30 protein-coding genes are annotated in these 23,720 nt (G+C 65.5%); 29 read left to right on the plus strand and 1 reads right to left on the minus strand.

All coding sequences use genetic code 11. The features are described 5' to 3' along the window. From GXB81_RS08770 to tatC, 28 genes are all read left to right on the plus strand, one after another. Positions 1-762 (plus strand): FAD-dependent oxidoreductase (locus tag GXB81_RS08770; protein WP_205988911.1); only part of this gene is annotated, 762 nt, incomplete at its 5' end. A gap of 65 nt (positions 763-827) precedes the next feature. Further along, positions 828-1,025, plus strand: coding sequence for a sulfur carrier protein ThiS (gene thiS / locus GXB81_RS08775; RefSeq protein WP_167284127.1), 198 nt, complete (start codon positions 828-830; stop codon positions 1,023-1,025). Positions 1,026-1,145: 120 nt separating this feature from the next. Then, positions 1,146-1,961 carry a thiazole synthase gene (locus GXB81_RS08780; protein WP_205988912.1) on the plus strand — a complete coding sequence of 272 codons (816 nt, stop codon included), beginning with the start codon at positions 1,146-1,148 and terminating at the stop codon, positions 1,959-1,961. Continuing rightward, positions 1,958-3,085, plus strand: coding sequence for a thiamine phosphate synthase (gene thiE, locus GXB81_RS08785; protein WP_205988913.1), 1,128 nt, complete (start codon positions 1,958-1,960; stop codon positions 3,083-3,085). Before GXB81_RS08780 ends, thiE begins: the two co-directional genes overlap by 4 nt. Positions 3,086-3,179: 94 nt before the next feature. After that, positions 3,180-4,001, plus strand: coding sequence for an ABC transporter ATP-binding protein (locus GXB81_RS08790; protein ID WP_205988949.1), 822 nt, complete (start codon positions 3,180-3,182; stop codon positions 3,999-4,001). Beyond that, a complete protein-coding gene (gene mlaE, locus GXB81_RS08795; RefSeq protein WP_167045555.1) occupies positions 3,998-4,765 on the plus strand; it encodes a lipid asymmetry maintenance ABC transporter permease subunit MlaE in 768 nt (255 codons plus the stop codon). Before GXB81_RS08790 ends, mlaE begins: the two co-directional genes overlap by 4 nt. 90 nt (positions 4,766-4,855) lie before the next feature. Then, positions 4,856-5,380, plus strand: coding sequence for an outer membrane lipid asymmetry maintenance protein MlaD (mlaD, locus tag GXB81_RS08800; RefSeq protein ID WP_167045558.1), 525 nt, complete (start codon positions 4,856-4,858; stop codon positions 5,378-5,380). A gap of 11 nt (positions 5,381-5,391) precedes the next feature. Continuing rightward, complete coding sequence (locus tag GXB81_RS08805) at positions 5,392-6,390, plus strand: VacJ family lipoprotein (protein ID WP_167045561.1); 999 nt, start codon at positions 5,392-5,394, stop codon at positions 6,388-6,390. Between the two features lie 114 nt (positions 6,391-6,504). Continuing rightward, positions 6,505-7,137 carry an ABC transporter substrate-binding protein gene (locus GXB81_RS08810; RefSeq protein WP_205988914.1) on the plus strand — a complete coding sequence of 211 codons (633 nt, stop codon included), beginning with the start codon at positions 6,505-6,507 and terminating at the stop codon, positions 7,135-7,137. Then, the gene (locus GXB81_RS08815; RefSeq protein ID WP_167045567.1) at positions 7,134-7,454 is read left to right on the plus strand and encodes an STAS domain-containing protein; all 321 of its coding nucleotides are present in this window, start codon (positions 7,134-7,136) and stop codon (positions 7,452-7,454) included. The genes GXB81_RS08810 and GXB81_RS08815 overlap by 4 nt, the downstream gene beginning before the upstream one ends. A gap of 189 nt (positions 7,455-7,643) precedes the next feature. After that, positions 7,644-8,576: an ABC transporter ATP-binding protein gene (locus tag GXB81_RS08820; protein WP_167045570.1), complete on the plus strand. Its 933-nt coding sequence runs from the start codon at positions 7,644-7,646 to the stop codon at positions 8,574-8,576. Then, the gene (locus GXB81_RS08825) at positions 8,573-9,337 is read left to right on the plus strand and encodes an ABC transporter permease (protein WP_167045573.1); all 765 of its coding nucleotides are present in this window, start codon (positions 8,573-8,575) and stop codon (positions 9,335-9,337) included. Before GXB81_RS08820 ends, GXB81_RS08825 begins: the two co-directional genes overlap by 4 nt. Before the next feature lie 15 nt (positions 9,338-9,352). Further along, the gene (locus tag GXB81_RS08830) at positions 9,353-9,592 is read left to right on the plus strand and encodes a BolA family protein (protein ID WP_205988915.1); all 240 of its coding nucleotides are present in this window, start codon (positions 9,353-9,355) and stop codon (positions 9,590-9,592) included. Between the two features lie 111 nt (positions 9,593-9,703). Further along, positions 9,704-10,966 carry a UDP-N-acetylglucosamine 1-carboxyvinyltransferase gene (gene murA / locus GXB81_RS08835; protein ID WP_167284175.1) on the plus strand — a complete coding sequence of 421 codons (1,263 nt, stop codon included), beginning with the start codon at positions 9,704-9,706 and terminating at the stop codon, positions 10,964-10,966. Continuing rightward, positions 10,963-11,664, plus strand: a complete 702-nt coding sequence (gene hisG, locus GXB81_RS08840; protein ID WP_167045579.1) for an ATP phosphoribosyltransferase — start codon at positions 10,963-10,965, stop codon at positions 11,662-11,664. Before murA ends, hisG begins: the two co-directional genes overlap by 4 nt. A gap of 80 nt (positions 11,665-11,744) precedes the next feature. Continuing rightward, positions 11,745-13,079, plus strand: a complete 1,335-nt coding sequence (hisD, locus tag GXB81_RS08845) for a histidinol dehydrogenase (protein WP_167045582.1) — start codon at positions 11,745-11,747, stop codon at positions 13,077-13,079. Between the two features lie 279 nt (positions 13,080-13,358). Then, the gene (gene hisC, locus GXB81_RS08850) at positions 13,359-14,429 is read left to right on the plus strand and encodes a histidinol-phosphate transaminase (protein WP_205988916.1); all 1,071 of its coding nucleotides are present in this window, start codon (positions 13,359-13,361) and stop codon (positions 14,427-14,429) included. Between the two features lie 70 nt (positions 14,430-14,499). Further along, the gene (gene hisB / locus GXB81_RS08855) at positions 14,500-15,087 is read left to right on the plus strand and encodes an imidazoleglycerol-phosphate dehydratase HisB (protein ID WP_167284131.1); all 588 of its coding nucleotides are present in this window, start codon (positions 14,500-14,502) and stop codon (positions 15,085-15,087) included. A 148-nt stretch (positions 15,088-15,235) separates the two neighbouring features. After that, complete coding sequence (hisH, locus tag GXB81_RS08860; RefSeq protein ID WP_167045588.1) at positions 15,236-15,877, plus strand: imidazole glycerol phosphate synthase subunit HisH; 642 nt, start codon at positions 15,236-15,238, stop codon at positions 15,875-15,877. A gap of 181 nt (positions 15,878-16,058) precedes the next feature. Continuing rightward, positions 16,059-16,811, plus strand: coding sequence for a 1-(5-phosphoribosyl)-5-[(5-phosphoribosylamino)methylideneamino]imidazole-4-carboxamide isomerase (gene hisA / locus GXB81_RS08865; protein ID WP_008918717.1), 753 nt, complete (start codon positions 16,059-16,061; stop codon positions 16,809-16,811). 162 nt (positions 16,812-16,973) lie between these two features. After that, positions 16,974-17,747 (plus strand): imidazole glycerol phosphate synthase subunit HisF, encoded by a 774-nt coding sequence (gene hisF, locus GXB81_RS08870; RefSeq protein WP_167045590.1) that lies wholly within the window; start codon positions 16,974-16,976, stop codon positions 17,745-17,747. Between the two features lies 1 nt (position 17,748). Continuing rightward, on the plus strand, positions 17,749-18,159 hold the full coding sequence (hisI, locus tag GXB81_RS08875) for a phosphoribosyl-AMP cyclohydrolase (RefSeq protein WP_205988917.1): 411 nt from the start codon (positions 17,749-17,751) through the stop codon (positions 18,157-18,159). Continuing rightward, positions 18,156-18,551, plus strand: coding sequence for a phosphoribosyl-ATP diphosphatase (locus tag GXB81_RS08880; protein WP_167284133.1), 396 nt, complete (start codon positions 18,156-18,158; stop codon positions 18,549-18,551). The genes hisI and GXB81_RS08880 overlap by 4 nt, the downstream gene beginning before the upstream one ends. A 127-nt stretch (positions 18,552-18,678) precedes the next feature. Next, positions 18,679-19,074 carry a hypothetical protein gene (locus GXB81_RS08885; RefSeq protein WP_167284134.1) on the plus strand — a complete coding sequence of 132 codons (396 nt, stop codon included), beginning with the start codon at positions 18,679-18,681 and terminating at the stop codon, positions 19,072-19,074. Between the two features lie 87 nt (positions 19,075-19,161). Continuing rightward, entirely contained in the window at positions 19,162-19,527 is a 366-nt protein-coding gene (locus tag GXB81_RS08890) for a histidine triad nucleotide-binding protein (RefSeq protein WP_167284135.1), read from the plus strand. Positions 19,528-19,846: 319 nt separating this feature from the next. After that, positions 19,847-20,089, plus strand: coding sequence for a Sec-independent protein translocase subunit TatA (gene tatA / locus GXB81_RS08895; protein ID WP_167045605.1), 243 nt, complete (start codon positions 19,847-19,849; stop codon positions 20,087-20,089). A 48-nt stretch (positions 20,090-20,137) separates the two neighbouring features. Further along, entirely contained in the window at positions 20,138-20,671 is a 534-nt protein-coding gene (gene tatB / locus GXB81_RS08900; RefSeq protein ID WP_167045608.1) for a Sec-independent protein translocase protein TatB, read from the plus strand. Between the two features lie 34 nt (positions 20,672-20,705). After that, the gene (tatC, locus tag GXB81_RS08905) at positions 20,706-21,491 is read left to right on the plus strand and encodes a twin-arginine translocase subunit TatC (protein ID WP_167284136.1); all 786 of its coding nucleotides are present in this window, start codon (positions 20,706-20,708) and stop codon (positions 21,489-21,491) included. Between the two features lie 196 nt (positions 21,492-21,687). Here the strand turns inward: tatC and GXB81_RS08910 are convergent, their stop codons facing one another. Next, on the minus strand, positions 21,688-22,908 hold the full coding sequence (locus GXB81_RS08910) for a Do family serine endopeptidase (RefSeq protein WP_167045614.1): 1,221 nt from the start codon (positions 22,906-22,908) through the stop codon (positions 21,688-21,690). A 19-nt stretch (positions 22,909-22,927) separates the two neighbouring features. Between GXB81_RS08910 and GXB81_RS08915 the strand changes: the two genes are divergently transcribed. Next, positions 22,928-23,674, plus strand: a complete 747-nt coding sequence (locus tag GXB81_RS08915; protein WP_167045629.1) for a Nif3-like dinuclear metal center hexameric protein — start codon at positions 22,928-22,930, stop codon at positions 23,672-23,674. The last annotated feature ends 46 nt before the right edge of the window (positions 23,675-23,720 follow it).

Raw genomic sequence — 23,720 nt, forward strand, 5'->3', positions numbered from 1 at the left:
CTCGACGGCGGCTTCGTCGCGCTGGCCGGTGCCCAGCTCGGCGCTGCCGAGCCCGCGCTGGCCGGCCGCTTCAACCAGGGCTGGCTGCTGCCGCGCGAAGGCCAGCTCGATAACCGCCAGGTGCTGGCCGCGCTCGCCGCCGGTCTTGCCGAACGCGGCGTGCAGACCCACTGGAATACGCCCGTCGACGAGGCTGCGCTGCCCGAGGCCGGCATCACGATCGACTGCCGCGGTCTCGGCGCGAAGCCGGTGCTGCCGACGCTGCGCGGAATCCGCGGCGAAGTCGCGCGCGTGCATGCGCCGGGTTTGCAGTTGACGCGTCCGGTGCGGCTGCTGCATCCGCGCTATCCGCTCTATATCGCGCCGAAGCAGAACGGCCTCTATGTGATCGGCGCGACCGAGGTCGAAGGCGAGGACATGTCGCCCGTCAGCGTGCGCTCGGCGCTCGAACTGCTGAGCGCGGCGTTTTCGGTGCATCCGGGTTTCGGCGAGGCGCGCATTCTCGAACTCAACTCGCAGTGCCGCCCGACCTTGCCCGATCATCGTCCGGCGCTGCTGTGGGACGGCGCGCGCACGCTGCGCGTGAACGGCCTGTACCGGCACGGCTATATGATCGCGCCCGAAGTCGCCGACGAAGCCGTGCGCTTCGCGAGCGCCTTGCTCGACGGCCGCATCGGCGACCCCGACGCGTTCGCCGGCTGGCGGCGCGAGGCACGCTGGAGCGAGCTTTTCCAGCAGGATTTCATGCGGGAGCCGGCCTGAGCGCCGCGGCCGCCGCGCCGCGCATCGGGCCGTTTTCGCCATCGATTGAACCGTATTCGAGCACCATGGACATTCATATCAATCAGAAGCCGTTGTCGCTGCCCGAGGGCTCGACTGTCGCCGATGCGCTCGCTGCCTATGGCGCGCGTCCGCCGTTCGCGGTCGCGCTCAACGGCGATTTCGTCGCGCGCACCCAGCATGCGGCGCGCGCGCTGCAAGCCGGCGACCGGCTCGACGTCGTGCAACCGGTCGCGGGCGGCTGAGCGCCGGCGCGCCGGCCTGCCGCCGATTCATTACCGGGCCCGTTGCCGCAAACGAGCGCCGGAAACCCCTTGCCGCAAGGCCGTTGCGCAACGTCGCAGCGGCAAACCAGGATGACGCACATGACCTCCCATCAGACCGCCGACGCCCTCACGCTATACGGCCAAACTTTCGCGAGCCGCGTGCTGCTTGGCACCTCGCGCTATCCGTCGCTGCAATCGCTGTCCGATTCGATCGACGCGGCGCGGCCCGGCATGGTCACCGTCGCGCTGCGCCGGCAGATGAACGAGGGCGGCGCCGAAGCCGGCTTCTTCGATCTGCTCAAGCGCCACGCCGTGCCGCTGCTGCCGAACACGGCGGGCTGCCTGACGGTCGGCGAAGTGGTCACGACCGCGCACATGGCGCGCGAAATCTTCGAAACCGACTGGATCAAGCTCGAACTGATCGGCGACGACTACACGCTGCAGCCCGACCCGGTGGGCCTGATCGAGGCCGCCGCGCGGCTCGTCAAGGACGGCTTCAAGGTGCTGCCGTACTGCACCGAAGACCTCGTGATCGGCCGCCGTCTGCTCGACGCCGGTTGCGAGGCGCTGATGCCGTGGGGCGCGCCGATCGGCACCGGCAAGGGCGTGATCAATCCGTACGGGCTACGCGTGCTGCGCGAGCGGTTGCCGGACGTGCCGCTGATCGTCGATGCCGGGCTCGGCGTGCCGTCGCACGCGGCTCAGGTGATGGAGTGGGGCTTCGACGGCGTGCTGCTGAACACGGCCGTGTCGCAGGCGACGCACCCCGAAGCGATGGCGCGCGCGTTCGCGCTCGGCGTCGAGGCGGGCCGGCAGGCGTATCTCGCGGGGCCGATGGCCGAGCGCGAAAGCGCGCACGCGAGCACGCCGGTGGTCGGCATGCCGTTCTGGCATCAGGATGGGAGTGCCGCATGACACAGTCCTTGACGTTGAAGGACCGCGATCTGTTCTGGCCGCCCGCCGACGAACTGGTCGAAGCCGCCGAGCGCATCCGCGCGCGTCTCGGCGACTGGCCGCCGACGCACGCGCCGTGGCGCATCTGCCTGACCGCGCCCGATGCGCCGAACGGCGGCGACCTGATCGTGCTTGCCGACGCGCAACGGCACGGCGAGCAGATGGCGCGCTGGCTCACGCAGGGCGCGGGCGTGATCGTCACCGCGGAAAACCGCGCGACGCTGCATCTGGGCGGCGAGAAGTACGGCCTCGAAGGCCATCTGGCGGACGACTGGATTGTCGCGCTCGCTGCGTTCCTCGACTGCGGTTTCGATCCGCACGACGCGCTCGTGCTCGCGCTCGCCTGGCGCGACGGTGACGAAACCCGTGACGAAGCTCGTGACGAGACCCGCGCCGCCGACGCATTCCCATCCGACCTCGCGCGCTTTCCGCGCCTGACCGGCTTGCCGGCCGCGCCGGCGCAGCCGTTTCCGCGCTGCCCGCACAAGCTCGGCCTGTACCCGGTGCTGCCGACCGCGGACTGGGTCGAGCGGGTGGTCGGCCTCGGCGTGAAGACCGTGCAGTTGCGCCGCAAGTCGGCCGAACCCGCCGACGAACTGAAGCGCGAAATCGCCCGCAGCGTGGCGGTGGGACGCGCGCACGACGCCCTGGTGTTCATCAACGATCACTGGCAGGCCGCCATCGAGGCCGGTGCGTACGGCGTGCATCTCGGCCAGGAAGACGTGCATACCGCTGATCTGTCCGCGATTGCGGCGGCTGGCGTCCGGCTTGGTCTGTCGACGCACGGTTTTTATGAGACGCTGAAGGCGCTGCACTTCCGTCCGAGTTACATTGCACTGGGCGCGGTGTTTCCGACCGCGACCAAGGTGGTGCCGACCGCGCCGCAGGGCTTGCGGCGTTTGGCACGCTACGTGCGGCTGCTCGACGGCGTGGTGCCGCTCGTCGCGATCGGCGGGATCGATCTGCAGGTGCTGCCCGACGTGCTGGCAACCGGCGTCGGCTGCGCCGCGGTGGTGCGCGCAGTGACCGATGCGGCCGATCCGGCTGCCGCGGTTTCTGCGTTGCAACACGTGTTTACGCAATAATCCTCAGGCATAGTCAATGGACGGGGCACCTCACGGCAGCTTTTGCATGATGGCCCTATAATTCGGCCTTCCGTGTAAAAGGATTGTCAGCTTGGTGCCTTCCTCCCGCGAGCCCCTACTCGAACTGCGCGACGTCGACTTCGGTTACGGCGACCGGCTCGTCCTGTCGAATCTGAACCTGCGCTTCCGTCGCGGGCAGGTCGTCGCGGTCATGGGCGGCTCCGGTTGCGGCAAGACCACGGTGCTGCGCCTGATCGGCGGCCTCGTGCGCGCGCAGCGCGGCGAGGTGCTGTTCCACGGCCAGGACCTCGGCCGGCAGACGCGCGAAGGCCTTTACGCGCTGCGCCGCAAAATGGGCATGCTGTTCCAGTTCGGCGCGTTGTTTACCGACATGTCGGTGTTCGAAAACGTTGCCTTCTCGCTGCGCGAGCACACCGATCTCCCCGAAGAACTGCTGCGCGACCTCGTGCTGATGAAGCTCAACGCGGTGGGCTTGCGCGGCGCGCGCGATCTGCTGCCCTCGGAGATTTCGGGCGGCATGGCGCGCCGCGTGGCGCTCGCGCGCGCCATCGCGCTCGACCCCGAACTGATGATGTACGACGAGCCGTTCGCCGGCCTCGATCCGATCTCGCTCGGCATCACCGCGAACCTGATCCGCACGCTCAATCAGGCGCTCGGCGCCACCTCGATTCTCGTCACGCACGACGTGCCCGAATCGTTCGCCATCGCGGATTACGTCTACTTTCTCGCCAACGGCGGGGTGCTCGCCGAGGGCACCCCGGACGAACTGCGCGCCTCGACCGATCCGACCGTGCGGCAGTTCATCGACGGCGGGCCGGACGGCCCGTTCAAATTCCACTATCCGGCCCAGACGCCGCTCGCGGCGGACTTCGGCATCGGCGGAGGCCAGTCATGATCAGTGCGCTCGGTCGCTCGGTGATCAGCGGGCTCGGCACGGCCGGTTACGCGACGCGCTTCTTCCTGCGCCTCGTGCTCGAGTTTTTCCCGCTGCTGCGCCGGCCGCGTCTTGTCACGAAGCAGATCCACTTCGTCGGTAATTATTCGCTCGTGATCATCGCCGTGTCGGGGCTCTTCGTCGGCTTCGTGCTCGGCCTGCAGGGCTACTACACGCTCAACCGCTATGGCTCCGAGCAGGCGCTCGGCTTGCTCGTCGCGCTGTCGCTCGTGCGCGAACTCGGGCCGGTGGTCACGGCGCTGCTGTTCGCGGGCCGCGCGGGCACTTCGCTCACGGCCGAGATCGGCCTCATGAAGGCGGGCGAGCAGCTGACCGCGATGGAAATGATGGCCGTCGATCCGGTCAAGGTCGTGGTCGCGCCGCGCCTGTGGGCGGGCATTATCTCGATGCCGATCCTCGCCGCGATTTTCAGCGCGGTCGGTATTCTGGGCGGTTACGTGGTGGGCGTGCTGCTGATCGGCGTCGATGCCGGCGCGTTCTGGTCGCAGATGCAGGGGGGCGTCGACGTGTGGCGCGATGTCGGCGCCGGGGTCGTCAAGAGCGTGGTGTTCGGCCTTGCGGTGACGTTCGTCGCGCTGTTTCAGGGCTACGAAGCGAAGCCGACGCCGGAAGGCGTGTCGCGCGCGACGACCCGCACGGTCGTGTACGCGTCGCTCGCGGTGCTCGGGCTCGATTTTCTGCTGACCGCACTGATGTTCAGCTAAAGACCGCGCCGCACACCGGCTGCCGGCGGCGCATCGTGCGCCGCGCGCGACGGGGTGCCGATGGCGTGGCGGATTCACTTTGGGATGACGATGAAAAAGACTGCTCTCGACTTCTGGGTCGGCCTGTTCGTGGTGCTGGGTTTCGTGGCGCTGCTGTTTCTCGCGCTGAAGGCCGGCAACATGAGCTCGTTGTCGTTCCAGGCAACGTATCCGGTCAAACTCAAGTTCGACAACATCGGCGGGCTGAAGGCGCGCGCGCCGGTGAAGAGCGCCGGCGTGACGGTCGGCCGGGTCGCCTCGATCGGCTTCGACAGCAATGCCTACCAGGCGCTCGTCACGATCGATATCGACAAGCAATACCAGTTTCCGAAAGATACTTCGGCGAAGATACTGACTTCGGGCCTGCTCGGCGAGCAGTACATCGGGCTCGAACCGGGCGGCGACACGGAAATGCTGAAGGCTGGCGATACGATCTCGATGACGCAATCGGCGATCGTGCTCGAAAACCTGATCGGCCAGTTCCTCTACAGCAAGGCGGCGGATTCCGGCGCCTCGAAGCCCGCGGGCGGGGCGAATGCGCCGGCGGCGCCTGCTGCTGGCGCCGCCAGCCAATAAGGAGAACAAGAATGCAAACCACACGTTCGGCGCGCGTGCGCGTCTTCCAGTTAGGCAAGGTGGCGGTGGCCGCGGCGCTCGTCACCGGCTGCACGACCGTGCAGACGCCGACCAAGGGCGATCCGTTCGAAGGCCTGAACCGCACGGTGTTCACCGTCAACGACAAGATCGACCAGTACGCGCTGAAGCCGGTCGCGCAGGGCTATGTCTGGGCGACGCCGCAGCCGGTGCGCGACAGCGTGACGAACTTCTTCTCGAATATCGGCGACGTCTACATCGCGGCGAACAACCTGCTGCAGTTGCGCATCGCCGACGGCGTGTCGGACATCATGCGCATCGTAATCAATACGGTGTTCGGTGTCGGCGGCCTGTTCGACGTCGCGACGCTTGCGAAGCTGCCCAAGCACGACAACGACCTCGGTCTGACGCTCGGCCACTACGGCGTGCCGGCGGGCCCGTATCTCGTGCTGCCGCTGTTCGGCCCGAGCACGGTGCGCGACGCGGTCGGCTCGATCGGCAACTACTACGTGAACCCGATCAGCTACGTCAGTCCGTCGGGCCTGAGCTGGGCCCTGTGGGGCCTGAACATCGTCAATACGCGTGCGAACCTGCTCGGCGCGAGCAACCTGCTGGAAGGCGCGGCGCTCGACAAATACTCGTTCGTGCGCAACGCGTATCTGCAGCGCCGTCAGTATCTGCTGTCGGACAACCGCCGGCGCCCGCAGGACCTGCCGAGCTATGACGAGGAAGCGCCGCTGCCGAAGTACGACGAAGGCGAGACGGGCGCGGCCGGTGCGGCAGGCGCCGCCGCGGGCACGCAAGGTGTTGCCGCCAAGGCGGCGCCGGCATCGGGCGTGGCTGCGACTGCGCAGGGCGCGTCGGCGCCCGAGGCGGCCTCGGGCACCGCCACTCCGCCGCTCGATGTGAACGGCGGTCCCGAAACGCAGATTCCGGCGGGTCAACTGGTGCCGCCCACGCGTTTCAACTTCCCGTCCTTCAAGCTGCATTGAGCGCGCGCCGGTAACAGATCGATACGACTCTCGCAGTTTGCGCATGGATTGCTGTCGAACTCGCGTGGTAAGGTCGGCTCAAACCGTTGCACTATTTTTGAGGTAAGGCTCGATATGAAAAAATTCTTCCTGATTCCCCTGTTTGCCGTGTTGTTTTCGTTCGTCAGCGCAGGCGCATCGGCACAAACCGCCGACACCAGCGCGCCGGATACGCTGATCAAGACCGTGACCCAGCAGGTGGTCGACGCGGTGCGCAACGACAAGTCGATCCAGCAGGGCGACATCTCGCACATCACGGCGCTCGTCAACGAAAAGATCCTGCCGTACACCGATTTTCGCCGCACTACGCAGCTCGCGATGGGCCGCAACTGGCGCACCGCGACGCCCGAGCAGCAGAACCAGGTGGTCGAGCAGTTCAAGATGCTGCTGATCCGCACCTACTCGGGCGCGCTCGCGCAGGTGAAGGACCAGCAGATCCAGTACAAGCCGTTCCGCATGAACCCGGACGACACCGATACGGTGGTGCGCTCGGTCGTGATGAACAACGGCCAGCCGATCGAGCTCGACTACCGCCTGTACAAGACGCCGCAAGGCTGGCGCGTGTATGACATCAACGTGCTCGGCGCATGGCTGATCCAGGCGTATCAGCAGCAGTTCAACGAGCAGATCCAGCAGAAGGGCGTGGACGGGCTGATCCAGTTCCTCACGCAGCGCAACCAGCAACTCGCCTCGGGCAAGCAGTCGTGAGCGAAGTGCTGAGTCCGGTCGCGAACCGCTTCGAGTGCGGCGCGACGCTGACCCACGCGAGTGCGAAGGCCGCGCTCGCGGCGGGTCTGCAACGCATCGCGGCGGGCGCGGGCGGCGTCGATTGCGCGCCGCTCACGCAGTTCGATTCGGCGGCACTCGCCGTGCTGCTCGCGTGGGTGCGCGCGAGCGCGGCGCGCGGCCTCAAGTTTGAAATCGTCAATCTGCCGGCGGGTCTCGCCAGCCTCGCGCGCGCCTACGGCGTCGACACGCTTCTTGCTCCCGCCGCATCCGGCGCGGTTGCGTCGGCGCGACATTGACGCTCCACTGGCGTCGTCTCCAATCCTTCCTGTCGGGCCGGGCTTAGGGCTTTTTGCCCTATAATCAAACGTTTTTTGGGGCGCTGAATTGGCCCTGAATCGGCCCCGGTTCCGTTTCTTCCAGCATTTGCTTGCCCCCACGCTCCGTCGGGGCTACTTCAGGCGCCGCCACGCACGCGGCCCATAGTCATGTCAGCCATAGAAATTCGTAACGTCAAGAAGCGCTACAAGGACTTGCAGGCGCTCAAGGGCGTCAGCCTCACGGTCGAAGAAGGCGAGTTCTTCGGACTGCTCGGTCCGAACGGCGCGGGCAAGACGACGCTCATCAGCATTCTCGCGGGTCTCGCGCGCGCCGACGAAGGCAGCATCGCGGTGCGCGGTCACGATGTCGTCGGCGATTTCCGCGACGCGCGCCGCGCGCTCGGCGTGGTGCCGCAGGAACTCGTGTTCGACCCGTTCTTCACCGTGCGCGAAACCTTGCGCATCCAGTCCGGCTACTACGGTCTGCGCAACAACGACGCGTGGATCGACGAGATCATGGCCAATCTCGATCTCACTGAGAAAGCCGACGCCAACATGCGCGCGCTGTCCGGCGGCATGAAGCGGCGTGTGCTGGTCGCCCAGGCGCTCGTGCACCGTCCGCCCGTCATCGTGCTCGACGAGCCGACCGCGGGTGTCGACGTCGAATTGCGCCAGACCCTGTGGAAATTCATTTCGCGCCTGAATCGCGAGGGTCACACGATCGTGCTGACCACGCACTATCTGGAAGAAGCCGAATCGCTGTGCGACCGCATCGCGATGCTGCGCCGCGGCGAGGTCGTCGCGCTCGATCGCACGAGCACGCTGCTGCAGCGCTTCGCCGGCATGCAGCTGTTCGTGCGCTTCGCACAGGGCGTGCTGCCCGCCGAGCTGCGTCCGCTCGAAGCGGAAAGCAGCGCAACCAGCGGCAACGGCCGCCAGCATCTGCTGCGTCTGGCGAGCTACGACGACGTCGAGCGCATCCTCGCGCAGTGCCGCGCGGCCGGTTGTACATTCGAAGAGATCGAGGTCCGCAAGGCCGACCTCGAAGACGTATTCGTTCAGGTGATGAACGGTCCGGAAGTGATCGAGGGGCTCGCATGAGCGGCTACAGTGGATTCAGCACGCTGTTTTACAAAGAACTGCTGCGTTTCTGGAAGGTGTCGTTCCAGACCGTGCTCGCGCCGGTCATCACGGCGCTGCTTTATCTGACCATCTTCGGCCACGCGCTGCGCGGCCACGTGCAGGTTTATCCGGGTGTCGAATACACGAGCTTCCTGATTCCGGGCCTCGTGATGATGAGCGTGCTGCAGAACGCGTTCGCGAACAGTTCTTCCTCGCTGATTCAGTCGAAGATCACCGGCAACCTCGTGTTCGTGCTGCTGCCGCCGCTGTCGCACTACGAGATGTTCGCGGCCTACGTGCTCGCGGCCGTCGCGCGTGGTCTGTGCGTCGGCTTCGGCGTGTTCATCGTGACGATCTGGTTCGTGCCGCTCAGCTTCAGCGCGCCGCTCTACATCATCGTGTTCGCGATGTTCGGCGCGGGGATTCTCGGCACGCTGGGCCTGATCGCCGGTATCTGGGCCGAGAAGTTCGACCAGCTCGCCGCGTTCCAGAACTTCCTCATCATGCCGCTCACGTTCCTCTCGGGCGTGTTCTATTCGACGCATACGCTGCCGCCCGTGTGGCGCGAAGTGTCGCGGCTCAATCCGTTTTTCTACATGATCGACGGCTTTCGCTATGGCTTTTTCGGCGTGTCGGACATCGACCCGCTCGTGAGCCTCGCGATCGTCGCCGGTTTCTTCGTGGTGCTGGCGGTCGTGGCGATGCGCATGCTCGCCACCGGCTACAAGCTGCGCCACTGACGAGGAGCATCTCTCATGTTGCCGACTCCCGAACAGGTCAAGCAATACATAGCGGCTGGGCTCGCGTGCGAGCATCTCGAAGTCCAAGGCGACGGTCAGCATTTCTTTGCGACGATCGTCTCGCCGAGCTTCGAGGGCAAGCGCCTGATCCAGCGCCATCAACTCGTGTATGCGGCGCTCGGCGACCGCATGCGCGAAGAAATCCACGCGCTCAGCATGAGGACGCTGACGCCCGCCGAATGGCAGAACGCGTAATCTGGAAATTCAGTGCGAATCACACAGGAAGGGCGCGACGCCGCGAGCGGCGCGCCGAACACAGTCAAGGCAGGTCCGGGCGCGAACCGGGCCGATCAGGAGCCGACAGGCATGGATAAACTCGTCATTGAAGGTGGTCACCCGCTCTCCGGTGAAGTTGTCGTCTCGGGGGCGAAGAACGCGGCATTGCCGATCCTGTGCGCGGGTCTCCTGAGCGCCGAGCCGGTGCATCTGGAGAACGTGCCCGATCTGCAGGACGTGCGCACGATGCTCAAGCTGCTCGGCCAGATGGGCGTGCGTATCGAGGCGGGCGAGGGCCGCGTGGCGCTCGACGCGTCGAAGGTCGACAACCTCGTCGCGCCGTACGAGATGGTGAAGACGATGCGTGCGTCGATCCTCGTGCTCGGTCCGCTCGTCGCGCGCTTCGGTCATGCGCGCGTGTCGCTGCCGGGCGGCTGCGCGATCGGCGCGCGGCCGGTCGACCAGCACATCAAGGGCCTGCAGGCGATGGGCGCCGAGATCACGATCGAGCACGGCTTCATCGAAGCGCGTGCGAAGCGTCTGAAGGGCGCGCGCATCGTCACCGATATGATTACCGTGACCGGCACCGAGAACCTGCTGATGGCGGCGGTGCTCGCCGAAGGCGAGACGGTCATCGAGAATGCCGCGCGCGAACCCGAAGTGGTCGACCTCGCGCATCTGCTCGTTGCGATGGGCGCGAAGATCGAGGGCATCGGCACCGACCGTCTCGTGATCCAGGGCGTCGACAAGCTGCACGGCGCGCAGCACGCGGTGATTCCGGACCGCATCGAAGCCGGCACGTTCCTGTGCGCGGTCGCGGCGGCCGGCGGCGACGTCACGCTGCGCAAGATGCGTCCGCTGCTGCTCGAAGCCGTTACCGAGAAGCTGCGCGAAGCGGGCGTCACGGTCGAGGAAGGTGACGACTGGATGCGCGTGCGCATGGACCGGCGCCCGAGCGCGGTTACGTTCCGCACGTCCGAATACCCGGCGTTTCCGACTGACATGCAGGCGCAGTTCATGGCGCTCAACGCGATCGCCGACGGCACCTCGCAGGTCGTCGAGACGATCTTCGAGAACCGCTTCATGCACGTGCAGGAGCTGAACCGCCTCGGCGCCAGCATCACGATCGACGGCAACACCGCGCTCGTGAACGGCGTCGCGAAGCTGTCCGGCGCGAAGGTGATGGCGACCGATCTGCGCGCGTCCGCGAGTCTCGTGATCGCCGCGCTGCGCGCCGAGGGCGAGACGCTGATCGACCGCATCTATCACCTCGATCGCGGCTACGACCGCATGGAAGCGAAGCTCAACGCAATCGGCGCGAAGGTGCGCCGCGTGTCCGGGAGCGCAGCATGAGTTCGATGCCGCAAACGTCGTCGTCGCCGGCGGTGAGCGCGCCGCTCACGCTCGCGTTGTCGAAAGGGCGTATCTTCGAGGAAACGCTGCCGTTGCTCGCGGCGGCCGGCATCGAAGTCGCGGAAGACCCGGAAACCTCGCGCAAGCTGATCCTGCCGACCACCGACGCGAACCTGCGCGTGATCATCGTGCGCGCGACCGACGTGCCGACCTATGTCGAGTACGGCGCGGCCGACTTCGGCGTGGCCGGCAAGGACGTGCTGCTCGAACATGGCGGCAGCGGCCTGTATCAGCCGATCGACCTCGACATCGCGCGTTGCCGCATGTCGGTCGCGGTCGCGGCCGGTTTCGATTACGCGAGCGTGGTGCGTCAGGGCGCGCGTCTGCGTGTCGCGACCAAGTACGTGGAAACCGCACGTGAGCATTTTGCTGCCAAGGGCGTGCACGTCGACCTGATCAAGCTGTACGGTTCGATGGAACTGGCGCCGCTGGTCGGCCTCGCCGACGCGATCGTCGACCTGGTCAGCTCAGGCAATACGCTGCGCGCGAACAATCTTGTCGAGGTGGAAGAGATCATGCAGATTTCGTCGCGCCTCGTCGTGAACCAGGCGGCGCTGAAGCTCAAACGCGCCGCATTGCGGCCGATTCTCGACGCGTTTGCCAAGGCATCGTCGAAAGCCGGCGCCCCGGCGGCCTGAGCGTCGGCACCCGGCGCTGGTACTCTGCCCGGCACTCTGACTACGCTGCGACCGAGCGCCTTACCGAAACGGATACCTGTATGTCTACCAAGATTCGCAAACTCGATTCCACCGCGCCCGACTTCCAGAAGTCGCTGCATGCGGTGCTCGCGTTCGAGGCGAGCGAAGACGACGCCATCGAGCGCTCGGTCGCGCAGATTCTGAACGACGTGAAGGCGCGCGGCGACGAGGCGGTGCTCGAGTACACGAACCGCTTCGACCGGCTCGATGCGCGGAGCGTGGCCGCGCTCGAACTGCCGATGTCGGAGCTCGAAGCGGCGCTCGAAAGCCTCGAACCGAAGCGGCGCGCGTCGCTCGAAGCGGCGGCGGCGCGCGTGCGCGGCTATCACGAGAAGCAGAGGATCGAGTGCGGCAGCCATAGCTGGCAGTACACCGAGGCCGACGGCACGGTGCTCGGCCAGAAGGTCACGCCGCTCGATCGCGCGGGCATCTACGTGCCGGGCGGCAAGGCGGCGTATCCGTCGTCGGTGCTGATGAACGCGATTCCGGCCCGCGTGGCCGGCGTGCGCGAAATCGTCATGGTCGTGCCGACGCCGGACGGCGTGAAGAATCCGCTCGTGCTGGCGGCAGCGCTGCTCGGCGGCGTCGATCGCGTGTTCACGATCGGCGGCGCGCAGGCGGTCGGCGCGCTCGCGTACGGCACGCAGACGGTGCCTGCGGTCGACAAGATCTGCGGCCCCGGCAACGCGTACGTCGCCTCGGCGAAGCGGCGCGTGTTCGGCACGGTCGGCATCGACATGATCGCGGGGCCCTCGGAAATTCTCGTGCTGTGCGACGGTACGACGGACCCGCGCTGGGTCGCGATGGACCTGTTCTCGCAAGCCGAGCACGACGAACTCGCGCAGTCGATCCTGCTGTGCCCGGACGACGCGTTCATCGCGCGTGTGAAGGAAGCGATCGACGAACTGCTGCCGGCCATGCCGCGCCACGAAGTGATCCGCACGTCGCTCGAAAATCGCGGCGCGCTGATCAAGGTGCGCGATATGGCCGAAGCCTGCGCGATCGCCAACGATATCGCGCCCGAGCACCTCGAAATCTCGGCGCTGGAGCCGCATCAATGGGCGCAGCAGATTCGCCACGCGGGCGCGATCTTCCTTGGCCGCTACACGAGCGAGAGCCTCGGCGACTACTGCGCGGGGCCGAACCACGTGTTGCCGACTTCGCGCACCGCGCGGTTCTCGTCGCCGCTCGGCGTTTATGATTTCTTCAAGCGTTCGAGCCTGATCGAAGTCAGCGCGGAAGGCGCGCAGACGCTCGGCGAGATCGCCGCCGAACTCGCCTACGGCGAAGGCCTGCAAGCGCATGCACGCAGCGCCGAATACCGGATGCGGCACAACAACAACGAACGCGGCTGAGGCGGATGACAGACAACGGCGGCGCGCGGCAAAGCTGATCCCAAGGCGGCAGGCGCGGAAGCAACGGCAAGAGGCAGGGCGGCAGCCGCACGAAGCGGGGCCCGCTGTCGAGTCCCGGCGATCCTTGCCGATGCTCCCGTTGTTTCCGGTGCCAACCCACCGCGCTCAGCGACGGATCGCCCGCACTCAAGCGTTCAATAACGACAATAGAGACCAACCAGCGCGGCCCTGCGCCGCCGATGCCGGGCCGGCATTTCCCCACGGCCCGGGCCACGAACTATGACGACACCTCACGACCTCATCCGCAGCGACGTGCTCGCAATGACGAGCTACCCGGTTCCGGACGCGACCGGCTTCATCAAGCTCGACGCCATGGAAAATCCGTTTCCGCTGCCGCCGGAACTGGCCGCGCATCTCGGCGCGCATCTCGCCGGCGTCGCGCTGAACCGCTATCCGGCACCGCGCCCGGAAGCGCTGATCGAGCGCATCCGTCACGTGATGGGCGTGCCGGCCGGCTGCGATGTGCTGCTCGGCAACGGCTCGGATGAAATCATCAGCATCATCTCGGTCGCGTGCGCGCGGCCCGGCGCGAAGGTGCTCGCGCCGGTGCCCGGTTTCGTCATGTATCAGATGTCGGCGAAGCTGGCGAATCTCGAATTCGTCGGCGTGCCGCTCAAGCCTGATTTCACGCTCGACACCGACGCGATGCTCGCGGCGCTTGCCGAGCATAAGCCGGCGGTGGTCTATCTCGCGTATCCGAACAACCCGACCGGCACGCTTTTCGATGACGCCGACATGGAGCGCATCATCGCCGCGGCGCAGGGCAGCCTCGTCGTGATCGACGAGGCGTATCAGCCGTTCGCGCAGAAAAGCTGGCTGCCGCGCGCTGACCAGTTCGACAACGTCGTCGTGATGCGCACGGTGTCGAAGCTTGGTCTCGCGGGTATCCGCCTCGGCTATCTGGTCGGCAAGCCCGCGTGGTTGACCGAATTCGACAAGGTGCGCCCGCCGTACAACATCAACGTGCTGACGCAAGCCGCCGCCGGTTTCCTGCTCGATCACGTCGGTGTGCTCGATGCGCAGGCCGCGCAATTGCGCGAAGAGCGCACGAAACTCGCGCAGGCGGTAGCTGCGCTGCCGGGCGCCGAGATGTTCCCGAGCGCGGGCAACTTCCTGCTCGTGCGCGTGCCCGATGCGTCCGTGCTGTTCGAAACGCTGCTCACGGCGCGGGTTCTGATCAAAAACGTGAGTAAAATGCATGCATTGCTGGCGAATTGCGTGCGTTTGACCGTCGGGTCTCCCGAGGAAAACGCCCAGTTGCTCGCCGGACTGAAGCTCGTGCTGCGCTGATCGGCAGCCCGGCTCGCCTTTTTTCCACCCCACATCATTAGCGCTTTCTAGCGAGATTCGAGGAATTACCATGCGCCTTGCGGAAGTCGTTCGCAACACCAGCGAAACGCAGATCCGTGTGAAGATCAATCTGGACGGCACCGGTCAGCAGAGGCTGGCCACCGGCGTGCCGTTTCTGGACCACATGCTCGACCAGATCGCCCGCCACGGTCTGTTCGACCTCGAGATCGAGGCGCATGGCGACCTGCATATCGACGACCACCATACGGTCGAAGACACCGGCATCACGTTGGGCCAGGCCGTCGCGAAGGCGATCGGCGACCGCAAGGGCATCCGCCGCTACGGTCATTCCTACGTGCCGCTCGACGAAGCGCTGTCGCGTGTCGTGATCGATTTTTCCGGCCGTCCGGGCCTCGAATTTCACGTGCCGTTCACGCGCGCGCGCATCGGCACGTTCGACGTCGATCTGTCGATCGAATTCTTCCGCGGCTTCGTGAACCACGCCGGCGTGACGCTGCACATCGACAATCTGCGCGGCATCAACGCGCATCATCAGCTCGAAACGGTGTTCAAGGCATTCGGCCGCGCGCTGCGCATGGCCGTCGAGCTCGACGAACGCGCGGCAGGGCAGATTCCGTCGACCAAGGGCAGCCTCTAACAGGTTTCATCGCCTCCAACGTCTTTAGGCCATTCACCTTCGAGCGATTTCCTCAAGCGATTCATCGGGCAGGAGCGCGCGAGCCGGTATGTCGTTCGACGCCGCGCAGCCGCGCCGATCGCTTGAAGGCAGGGCGGCCAAACTTGAAATGAAAACTTCGATAGCGATTGTGGATTACGGAATGGGCAACCTGCGCTCGGTGGCCCAGGCATTGCGCAAGGCCGCGCCGGAAGCGGACGTGGCGATCGTCGATCGTCCCGAGGCGATTCGCGCGGCCGACCGCGTGGTGCTGCCGGGCCAGGGCGCGATGCCCGACTGCATGCGCAGTCTCGGCGAGTCCGGCCTGCAGGAAGCGGTCGTCGAGGCGTCGCGCGGCAAGCCGCTGATGGGCGTGTGCGTCGGCGAGCAGATGCTGTTCGACTGGAGCGCCGAGGGCGATACGCGAGGGCTCGGGCTGCTGCCCGGCAAGGTGGTGCGCTTCGAACTCGAAGGCCAGGTGCAGGACGACGGCTCGCGCTTCAAGGTCCCGCAGATGGGCTGGAACCGTGTGCACCAGGCGCAGCCGCATCCGCTGTGGGACGGCGTCGCCGACAACGCGTTCTTCTACTTCGTGCACAGCTACTACGTCGTGCCGGACAATTCCGCGCATACGTCGGGCGAGACGGTCTACGGCGTGCCCTTTACCTCGGCGGTAGCGCGGGATAACATCTTCGCCACCCAATTTCATCCTGAAAAGAGCGCCGAAGCGGGCTTGCGCGTGTATCGCAACTTCGTGCACTGGAACCCGTGAACGCCTTTCTTTATCCCGTTGCCGCGCGCAGGGCGCGCGGTGCCGCGGTCCCGTATCTGACCGGTGCCCCGCTGGAGCGCCGAAAGAGTTGTACTAAACTAGCGAAACGGCGCTGCGGCGGGCTGTCTATTCAGCCGCTGCCGCCGACCTTCAACCCACTCCCAGACAACACCCGATTGCTATGCTGCTGATTCCCGCCATCGACCTGAAAGATGGTCAGTGTGTACGCCTCAAACAGGGCGATATGGACCAGGCGACGATTTTTTCCGAGGAACCGGCGGCAATGGCCCGACATTGGGTCGACCGCGGCGCGCGTCGTCTGCATCTGGTCGACCTGAATGGTGCATTCGCCGGCAAGCCGAAGAACGGCGATGCGATCCGGGCGATCATCGAGGAAGTGGGCGGCGAGATTCCGGTGCAACTGGGCGGCGGCATTCGCGATCTGAACACGATCGAGCGCTATCTCGACGACGGCCTGTCGTATGTGATCATCGGCACGGCGGCGGTGAAGAACCCGGGCTTTCTGCAGGATGCGTGCACCGCGTTCGGCGGCCACATCATCGTTGGGCTCGACGCGAAGGACGGCAAGGTTGCCACCGACGGCTGGAGCAAGCTGACCGGCCACGAAGTGGCCGACCTCGCGCGCAAGTTCGAGGACTACGGCTGCGAGTCCATCATCTACACCGACATCGGCCGCGACGGCATGCTGCAAGGCATCAACATCGAAGCGACCGTGCGCCTCGCGCGCGCGGTGAAGATTCCAGTGATCGCGAGCGGCGGCCTGTCGAATCTCGCGGACATCGAATCGCTGTGCGAAGTCGAAGGCGAGGGCATCGAAGGCGTAATTTGCGGCCGCGCGATCTATTCGGGCGATCTCGACTTCGCGGCGGCGCAAACGCTCGCGGACAAGCTGCGCGAAGCGGACGACGCCTAAGCGCGTGCCGGCAGCGCGCGTCGCACGCCCCCGCACCCGGAACCTTGCCGGCTTCCTGCCGGCATTCCACTCGCGGCGCGACGCAACAGGTCGCGCCGGCACCGTGCCGCTTGCTCCGCGAGCGAGCGGCCTCATCAGCGGTATTGGCAGAATTGCACGATCATGGCTCTAGCTAAACGCATCATTCCCTGTCTCGACGTTACCGCGGGCCGCGTGGTCAAGGGCGTCAACTTCGTCGAACTGCGCGACGCCGGCGACCCTGTCGAAATCGCGCGCCGTTACGACGACCAGGGCGCCGACGAACTCACGTTCCTCGACATCACCGCGACTTCGGATCAGCGCGACCTGATTCTGCCGATCATCGAGGCGGTCGCCTCGCAGGTGTTCATTCCGCTGACGGTCGGCGGCGGCGTGCGCGCGGTCGAGGACGTGCGGCGCCTGCTCAACGCGGGGGCCGACAAGATCAGCATGAACTCGTCGGCGGTTGCGAATCCGCAACTCGTGAAAGAGGCCACCGACAAGTACGGCTCGCAGTGCATCGTCGTCGCGATCGACGCGAAGCGCGTGTCCGCCGACGGCGAGCCGCCGCGCTGGGAAGTGTTCACGCATGGCGGGCGCAAGGCGACCGGTCTCGAAGCGGTCGAATGGGCGCGCAAAATGGCCGAACTCGGCGCGGGCGAAATCCTGCTGACCAGCATGGATCGCGACGGCACCAAGAGCGGCTTCGACCTCGCGCTGACGCGCGCGGTGTCGGACGCGGTGCCGGTGCCGGTGATCGCCTCGGGCGGCGTCGGCAATCTGCAGCATCTCGCCGACGGCATCAAGGACGGCCACGCGGACGCGGTGCTCGCCGCGAGCATCTTCCACTACGGTGAACACACGGTCGGCGAGGCCAAGCGCTTCATGGCCGACCAGGGCATTTCGGTGAGGTTGTGACGTGACGAATTCTTCGGCAGTGAACTGGCTCGACAAGGTCAAGTGGGACGCGAACGGCCTCGTGCCTGTGATCGCGCAGGAAGCGTCGACGAACGACGTGCTGATGTTCGCGTGGATGAACCGCGAGGCTCTCGCGAAGACGGTCGAAACGGGCCGCGCGGTGTATTTCTCGCGCTCGCGCCAGCGCCTGTGGTTCAAGGGCGAGGAGTCCGGCCACGTGCAGCACGTGTATGAAGTGCGGCTCGATTGCGACGAAGACGTGGTGCTGCTCAAGGTGGAGCAGGTGTCGGGCATCGCGTGCCACACCGGGCGCCACTCGTGCTTTTTCCAGAAATTCGAAGGCTCGGTCGCGGATGGCGACTGGCAGGCCGTCGATCCCGTGCTGAAAGACCCCGAACACATCTACAAATGACGCAATCCACGCAAAACCCGTCGCCCGCTTCGGCTTCCACGAACGATACGCTGCTGCGTCTCGCGGCGGTCATCGACAGCCGCAAGGGCGGCGATCCGGACATTTCGTACGTGTCGCGCCTGTTTCACAAGGGCGACGACGCGGTGCTGAAGAAGATCGGCGAGGAAGCCACCGAAGTCGTGCTGGCCGCGAAAGACGCGCGTCACGGCGGCGCGCCGAAGGCGCTGGTCGGCGAGGTCGCGGACCTGTGGTTTCATTGCCTCGTGATGCTGTCGCATTTCGATCTGAGCCCGGCGGACGTGCTCGCTGAACTCGAACGCCGCGAAGGGCTGTCGGGCATCGAGGAAAAAGCGCTGCGCAAGAGCCGCGAGCGCGAGCAGAACGGCGACTGAGCGGCGATTGCGCTGCGACTGAGTGGCAATCCGGCAGTCGTGACGAGGCAGTAACCGGGCGCTTGCGCTTGAAGTCGCGGGCGCGGGCACCCATATTGCGGTAAACGCACCTTCGGAGGACGCGAGCATGGAACAGTCGCAAGGAAGCTATCCGTCGCCGGTCTATCGCAACGCCATGGAGCCTGAGCGCGAGCGCAGCCTGCGCACGCTCACGCACGTGCTGTACGCGCTGTATGCGGTGCACTGGCTCACTGGCGGGCTGACCATTCTGATTGCCGTCATCGTCAACTACATCAAGCGGCCGGACGTGGCCGGCACACCGTACGAAGCGCACTTCCAGTGGCAGATCCGCACGTTCTGGATGGGCCTCGTCGGCTATGCGATCGGCGCGTCGCTGCTGCTCGTCGTGATCGGCATTCCGGTGCTGTGGGCCGTCAGCATCTGGATGTTGTACCGTATTATCAAAGGCTGGCTGTATCTGTACGATAACAAGCCGTTCGCGAATCCACGCGGCTGGGTCTGAGCGACTTGCGGCCCGTTCATCGGGCCGGCTTTCGGGTCGGATCTTGCCGCGTGCTTCGCGCTCCAGTCATATCGCGTCAGGAATACGATGAGTCACGATCCGAATTGCCTTTTCTGCAAGATCGCCGCCGGCGAAATCCCGTCGACCAAAGTCTATGAAGACGACGAGTTCGTCGCCTTCCGCGACATCCGTCCGGCGGCCGAAACTCACGTGCTGGTCATCCCTCGCAAGCACATCGCGACGCTGTCGAACTGCACCGAAAACGATGCGCCTCTGCTTGGTAGAATGCTTGTCTTGACGGCGCGCCTCGCCGAGCAACTGGGTGTCGCCTACAGCGGCGGCGAAACGGGTTTTCGCACGGTAATCAATACCGGTCCGGGCGGCGGGCAGGAGGTGTATCACCTGCACGCGCATATTCTCGCGGGGCCGCGTCCCTGGCAGCGCATGGGCTAGGCGCGGCGGCGCGGCTTTCATGGGGTGCGCGATGCTTCGCGCTCACGGGCCGCGGCGGGTGAGGCAAAGGCGATCGGCGTGGGCGTTGTATTTGCCGCAGTGTAATAACGCCGACGCGGTCGTCTGACCAGAATGGCAGCGGTTGTGCCGCCGGGTGAATCGCAACTGCCTTGCAACCGCGAGCGCTTGCCGGGGCAAGGCGCCGGGGACAAAGCGGTACAGACGCGATGGAGACGAAGCGTTCGCGCTTCAGGTTGCGCCGCAAGGCGCACAAAATTTTCCGCATCGCGGGGCGATGCCGAAGTTAAGGAGAGTAGTCATGGGTTCGTTGAGCATTTGGCATTGGCTGATCGTGTTGCTGATCGTTGCGCTCGTGTTCGGTACGAAGAAGCTGCGCAACATCGGCAGCGATCTGGGCGGCGCGGTGAAGGGGTTCAAGGAAGGCATGAAGGACGCCGAATCGCCGGCAGACGACGCGCAGCAGCAACGCGAACTGCCGCGCAACGGCGCGGTGGACGTCGAAGCCAAGGAAAAGACGCCGCATTCGAGCGACTACCGCTAAGCCGCGGCGCTTTTGCCGTTCCCGCGTTACTGACGGACATTCCACTTCATGCTGGACCTCGGTCTAACCAAGATGGCGCTGATCGGCGTCGTCGCGCTGGTCGTCCTCGGGCCTGAGCGCCTGCCGCGTGTCGCTCGTACGGCCGGCGCGCTGTTCGGCCGCGCACAGCGGTATATCAACGACGTGAAGGCCGAGGTCACGCGCGAAATCGAGCTGGACGAACTACGGCGCATGAAAACCGAGTTCGAAAAGGCCGCGAGCAATGTCGAAAGCGCGGTTCAGGACAATCTGCGCAAGCACGAGAACGAACTGAACGAAGCGTGGAACAGCGGCACGTCGGTGTCGCCGGGCATGGCCGGCGGTGCGCTCGAAGATGCCGGCAGCAACGCTTCGGGCACCACATCGTGGCCGGTCAGCACGCCGGCCGCTGCGCCCAGGCGCAAGAACTGGCGCGTCAAGCAGAGCGCTACACCCGCCTGGTACAAGCGCGCAAGCCTGCGCCGCACGCGCGTGCAGTCGGGTGCCGCGCGCGTTGCCCGGCATACGCCCGCCAGCCTGCGTCGTCCGACGCGGTTCTTCTGATGATCAGAACGACAATCTCTAACCGAGGGCCGGTGTGAGCGACCCCCAGCAATCCCAGAGCGAAGGCGCTGAAGAGACCTTCATTTCCCACCTCGTCGAACTGCGTGACCGCATCATCCGTGCGGGCTTAGCCGTCATCGTGGTGTTCATCGGGCTCGTGTACTGGGCGCCGGACATTTTCCGGCTGCTGGCGCGGCCGCTCATGATGAACCTGCCGAAGGACGGCAAGATGATCGTCACCGACGTCACCGGCTCGTTCTTCGTGCCGATGAAAGTGACGATGCTGGTGGCGTTCGTGATCGCGCTGCCGGTCGTGCTGTACCAGATCTGGGCGTTCGTCGCGCCGGGCTTGTATCAGCACGAGAAGAAGCTGGTCGCGCCGCTGGTGGCGAGCAGCTACACGCTGTTCCTGTGCGGCATGGCGTTTGCGTACTTCGTCGTGTTTCCGACTATCTTTCGCGTGATGGCGCACTACAACGCGCCGCTCGGCGCGGAGATGACGACCGATATCGACAATTACCTGAGCTTCGTGCTGACGATGTTCATCGCGTTCGGCGTGACGTTCGAGGTGCCGATCGTCGTCGTGCTGCTCGTGCGCATGAACGTCATCACGCTGAAGAAGCTCAAGGAGATTCGCCCCTACGTGATCGTCGGCGCGTTCGTGGTGTCGGCCGTCGTGACGCCGCCGGACGTGTTCTCGCAACTGATCCTCGCGGTGCCGCTGATCGTGCTGTACGAAGCGGGCATCATCGCGGCGCGGGTGTTCGTCGGCAAGCAGCCGGCGGCGGTGACGGAGGATGCCAGTCCGCCGTCGAATTGAGCGCCGGCATGCGGCGAGCAAGCCCGGCCAGGCAAAGCAAAAGGGCAGTCCATGATGGACTGCCCTTTTGCTTTCGTACGTGCGTATCCGGCTAGCCGGCGGTCTTCGCACTACGCGCCAGCGCGAGGCGCCTGCTGGCGGCAACACACCTCGCCATACCTTACGACGCGTCCGCGAGGCTCACGCCCGGCGGCTCTCAACCCCCATCATCATCCGGCTGATCGCCGCCGTTATCGTCTTCGGCCTGCTTCGGCGGCGGCGGACGCTTGCCGATCGTCACGTCGAGGTCGATCGGATGGCCCTTGCGCACCAGATGCACTTTCGCCGACGTGCCCGGTTTGATCTGCGCGATCACGTTCAGCAGGCGCGTGGTGTCGGTGATTTCCTGGTTGTTCACGCTCATCAGGATGTCACCGGGCTTGATGCCCGCGCGATCCGCCGGGCCGCTCTTCAGCACGCCCGCGACGATCGCGCCCGACTTCTGCTCGAGCCCGAACGACTCGGCGATTTCGGGCGTGACGTCCTGCGGCTCGACGCCGATCCAGCCGCGCGTGACCGAGCCCGTCGTGATGATGCTTTCGAGCACGCTGCGCGCGGTCGACACCGGAATCGCGAAGCCGATGCCGAGCGAGCCGCCCGAGCGCGAATAGATCGCGGTATTGATGCCGAGCAGGTTGCCGTTCACGTCGACGAGCGCCCCGCCCGAGTTGCCGGGGTTGATCGCCGCGTCGGTCTGGATGAAGTTTTCGAACGTGTTGATGCCGAGGTGATTGCGCCCGAGCGCGCTGACGATGCCCATCGTCACGGTCTGGCCGACGCCGAACGGATTGCCGATCGCGAGCACGACGTCGCCGACGTGCGTCTGATCCATGCGCCCAAGCGTGATGGTGGGCAGATTGGTCAGGTTGATCTTGAGCACGGCCAGATCGGTTTCGGGATCGACGCCGATCACCTTCGCGCTGGTGGTGCGGCCGTCGGCGAGCGCGACTTCGATCTGATCGGCGCCGTCGACGACGTGCTGGTTCGTTAGAATGTAACCTTCCGAACTCACTATCACGCCTGAGCCGAGATTCGAGGCGGGCTGCTCCGGCTGCTTGCGATTGTTTTTGTCGCCGAAGAAGTAGCGGAACAGCGGGTCTTTCGCACGCGGGTCGGGTGGCAGTGAGCCATCCTTGCTGGAGAACACATTGACGACCGCGGGCATCGCTTTTTGCGCGGCATCCGCATAGGACGCCTCGGCATGGCCGCCGCCGATGCCTGGCGCCACTTCCCGCAGCGCGACGATCGGTTCGGCGAGTTGTCTGCCGAACTGCCCTTGACGCTGGAGCCACTGCGGTTTGAGGGTCGCAATGATGAACATCAGCGCCAACAGCACAGTCACCGCTTGGGCAAATAACAGCCAGAAGCGTCTAAGCATCTGAAGACTAGAGGTCTATATGGATCGGATAGAACTTGAATTGTACTTGAACAATCTCCTTGAAACCGCGCGCTTCAAGGACTATTGCCCGAACGGACTGCAGGTCGAAGGACGGCGCCGGATCAGCCGTCTCGCGACCGGCGTGACCGCCTCGGCGGCCTTCCTCGAGGCTGCGCTCGAGTGGGGCGCGGACGCCGTGCTGGTGCATCACGGCTACTTCTGGCGCAACGAGGCGCCGCAGATCACCGGCCGCAAACATGCGCGCCTGAAGCTGCTGCTCGCCAACGACCTGAACCTGTTCGCCTACCACCTGCCGCTCGACGATCACTCCGAACTCGGCAACAACGCGCAGATCGGCGAGAAGATGGGCTGGATCGGCGACGCGCGCTTCGGCGAGAACGATCTCGGCTGGCTCGCCACGCTGCCGATGCCGATCACGCTGTCGCACCTCACCGCCGAGATCGAACAGACGCTCGGCCGCGCGCCGCTCGTATTCGGCGATCCGGACATGGAGTTGCGACGCGTCGGCTGGTGCACGGGCGCCGCACAGAGCATGTTCGGCGCGGCGATCGACGCGGGCGCCGACGTCTACGTGACGGGCGAGGTATCGGAGTCGGTCATGCATGCGGCGGCGGAAAGCGGCGTCGCGTTTCTCGCGGCCGGCCACCATGCGACCGAACGTTTCGGCGTGCAGGCGGTGGGCAAGCATCTGTCCGAATCGTTCGATATCGAACACCTCTTTATCGATATCCCCAATCCGGTTTAATTGCGAATTGCATTAACAAAGTGAAAGGCCCGAATACCGTAGAAGG

The sequence above is a fragment of the Paraburkholderia sp. Ac-20336 genome, from assembly GCF_017105025.1.
Taxonomy (GTDB): domain Bacteria; phylum Pseudomonadota; class Gammaproteobacteria; order Burkholderiales; family Burkholderiaceae; genus Paraburkholderia.

Bases quoted from the DNA above. Each gene is read 5' to 3' on its own strand.
- GXB81_RS08805 (WP_167045561.1), top strand. From the start codon at position 5,392: ATGCAAACCACACGTTCGGCGCGCGTGCGCGTCTTCCAGTTAGGCAAG.
- GXB81_RS08780 (WP_205988912.1), top strand. From the start codon at position 1,146: ATGACCTCCCATCAGACCGCCGACGCCCTCACGCTATACGGCCAAACT.
- murA (WP_167284175.1), top strand. From the start codon at position 9,704: ATGGATAAACTCGTCATTGAAGGTGGTCACCCGCTCTCCGGTGAAGTT.
- GXB81_RS08885 (WP_167284134.1), top strand. From the start codon at position 18,679: ATGGAACAGTCGCAAGGAAGCTATCCGTCGCCGGTCTATCGCAACGCC.
- hisD (WP_167045582.1), top strand. From the start codon at position 11,745: ATGTCTACCAAGATTCGCAAACTCGATTCCACCGCGCCCGACTTCCAG.
- GXB81_RS08880 (WP_167284133.1), top strand. From the start codon at position 18,156: ATGACGCAATCCACGCAAAACCCGTCGCCCGCTTCGGCTTCCACGAAC.
- hisA (WP_008918717.1), top strand. From the start codon at position 16,059: ATGCTGCTGATTCCCGCCATCGACCTGAAAGATGGTCAGTGTGTACGC.
- tatA (WP_167045605.1), top strand. From the start codon at position 19,847: ATGGGTTCGTTGAGCATTTGGCATTGGCTGATCGTGTTGCTGATCGTT.
- GXB81_RS08810 (WP_205988914.1), top strand. From the start codon at position 6,505: ATGAAAAAATTCTTCCTGATTCCCCTGTTTGCCGTGTTGTTTTCGTTC.
- hisB (WP_167284131.1), top strand. From the start codon at position 14,500: ATGCGCCTTGCGGAAGTCGTTCGCAACACCAGCGAAACGCAGATCCGT.
- hisH (WP_167045588.1), top strand. From the start codon at position 15,236: ATGAAAACTTCGATAGCGATTGTGGATTACGGAATGGGCAACCTGCGC.
- GXB81_RS08890 (WP_167284135.1), top strand. From the start codon at position 19,162: ATGAGTCACGATCCGAATTGCCTTTTCTGCAAGATCGCCGCCGGCGAA.
- GXB81_RS08830 (WP_205988915.1), top strand. From the start codon at position 9,353: ATGTTGCCGACTCCCGAACAGGTCAAGCAATACATAGCGGCTGGGCTC.
- hisF (WP_167045590.1), top strand. From the start codon at position 16,974: ATGGCTCTAGCTAAACGCATCATTCCCTGTCTCGACGTTACCGCGGGC.
- thiE (WP_205988913.1), top strand. From the start codon at position 1,958: ATGACACAGTCCTTGACGTTGAAGGACCGCGATCTGTTCTGGCCGCCC.
- GXB81_RS08820 (WP_167045570.1), top strand. From the start codon at position 7,644: ATGTCAGCCATAGAAATTCGTAACGTCAAGAAGCGCTACAAGGACTTG.
- GXB81_RS08910 (WP_167045614.1), bottom strand. From the start codon at position 22,908: ATGCTTAGACGCTTCTGGCTGTTATTTGCCCAAGCGGTGACTGTGCTG.
- hisC (WP_205988916.1), top strand. From the start codon at position 13,359: ATGACGACACCTCACGACCTCATCCGCAGCGACGTGCTCGCAATGACG.
- mlaE (WP_167045555.1), top strand. From the start codon at position 3,998: ATGATCAGTGCGCTCGGTCGCTCGGTGATCAGCGGGCTCGGCACGGCC.
- GXB81_RS08915 (WP_167045629.1), top strand. From the start codon at position 22,928: ATGGATCGGATAGAACTTGAATTGTACTTGAACAATCTCCTTGAAACC.
- tatB (WP_167045608.1), top strand. From the start codon at position 20,138: ATGCTGGACCTCGGTCTAACCAAGATGGCGCTGATCGGCGTCGTCGCG.
- thiS (WP_167284127.1), top strand. From the start codon at position 828: ATGGACATTCATATCAATCAGAAGCCGTTGTCGCTGCCCGAGGGCTCG.
- mlaD (WP_167045558.1), top strand. From the start codon at position 4,856: ATGAAAAAGACTGCTCTCGACTTCTGGGTCGGCCTGTTCGTGGTGCTG.
- hisG (WP_167045579.1), top strand. From the start codon at position 10,963: ATGAGTTCGATGCCGCAAACGTCGTCGTCGCCGGCGGTGAGCGCGCCG.
- GXB81_RS08825 (WP_167045573.1), top strand. From the start codon at position 8,573: ATGAGCGGCTACAGTGGATTCAGCACGCTGTTTTACAAAGAACTGCTG.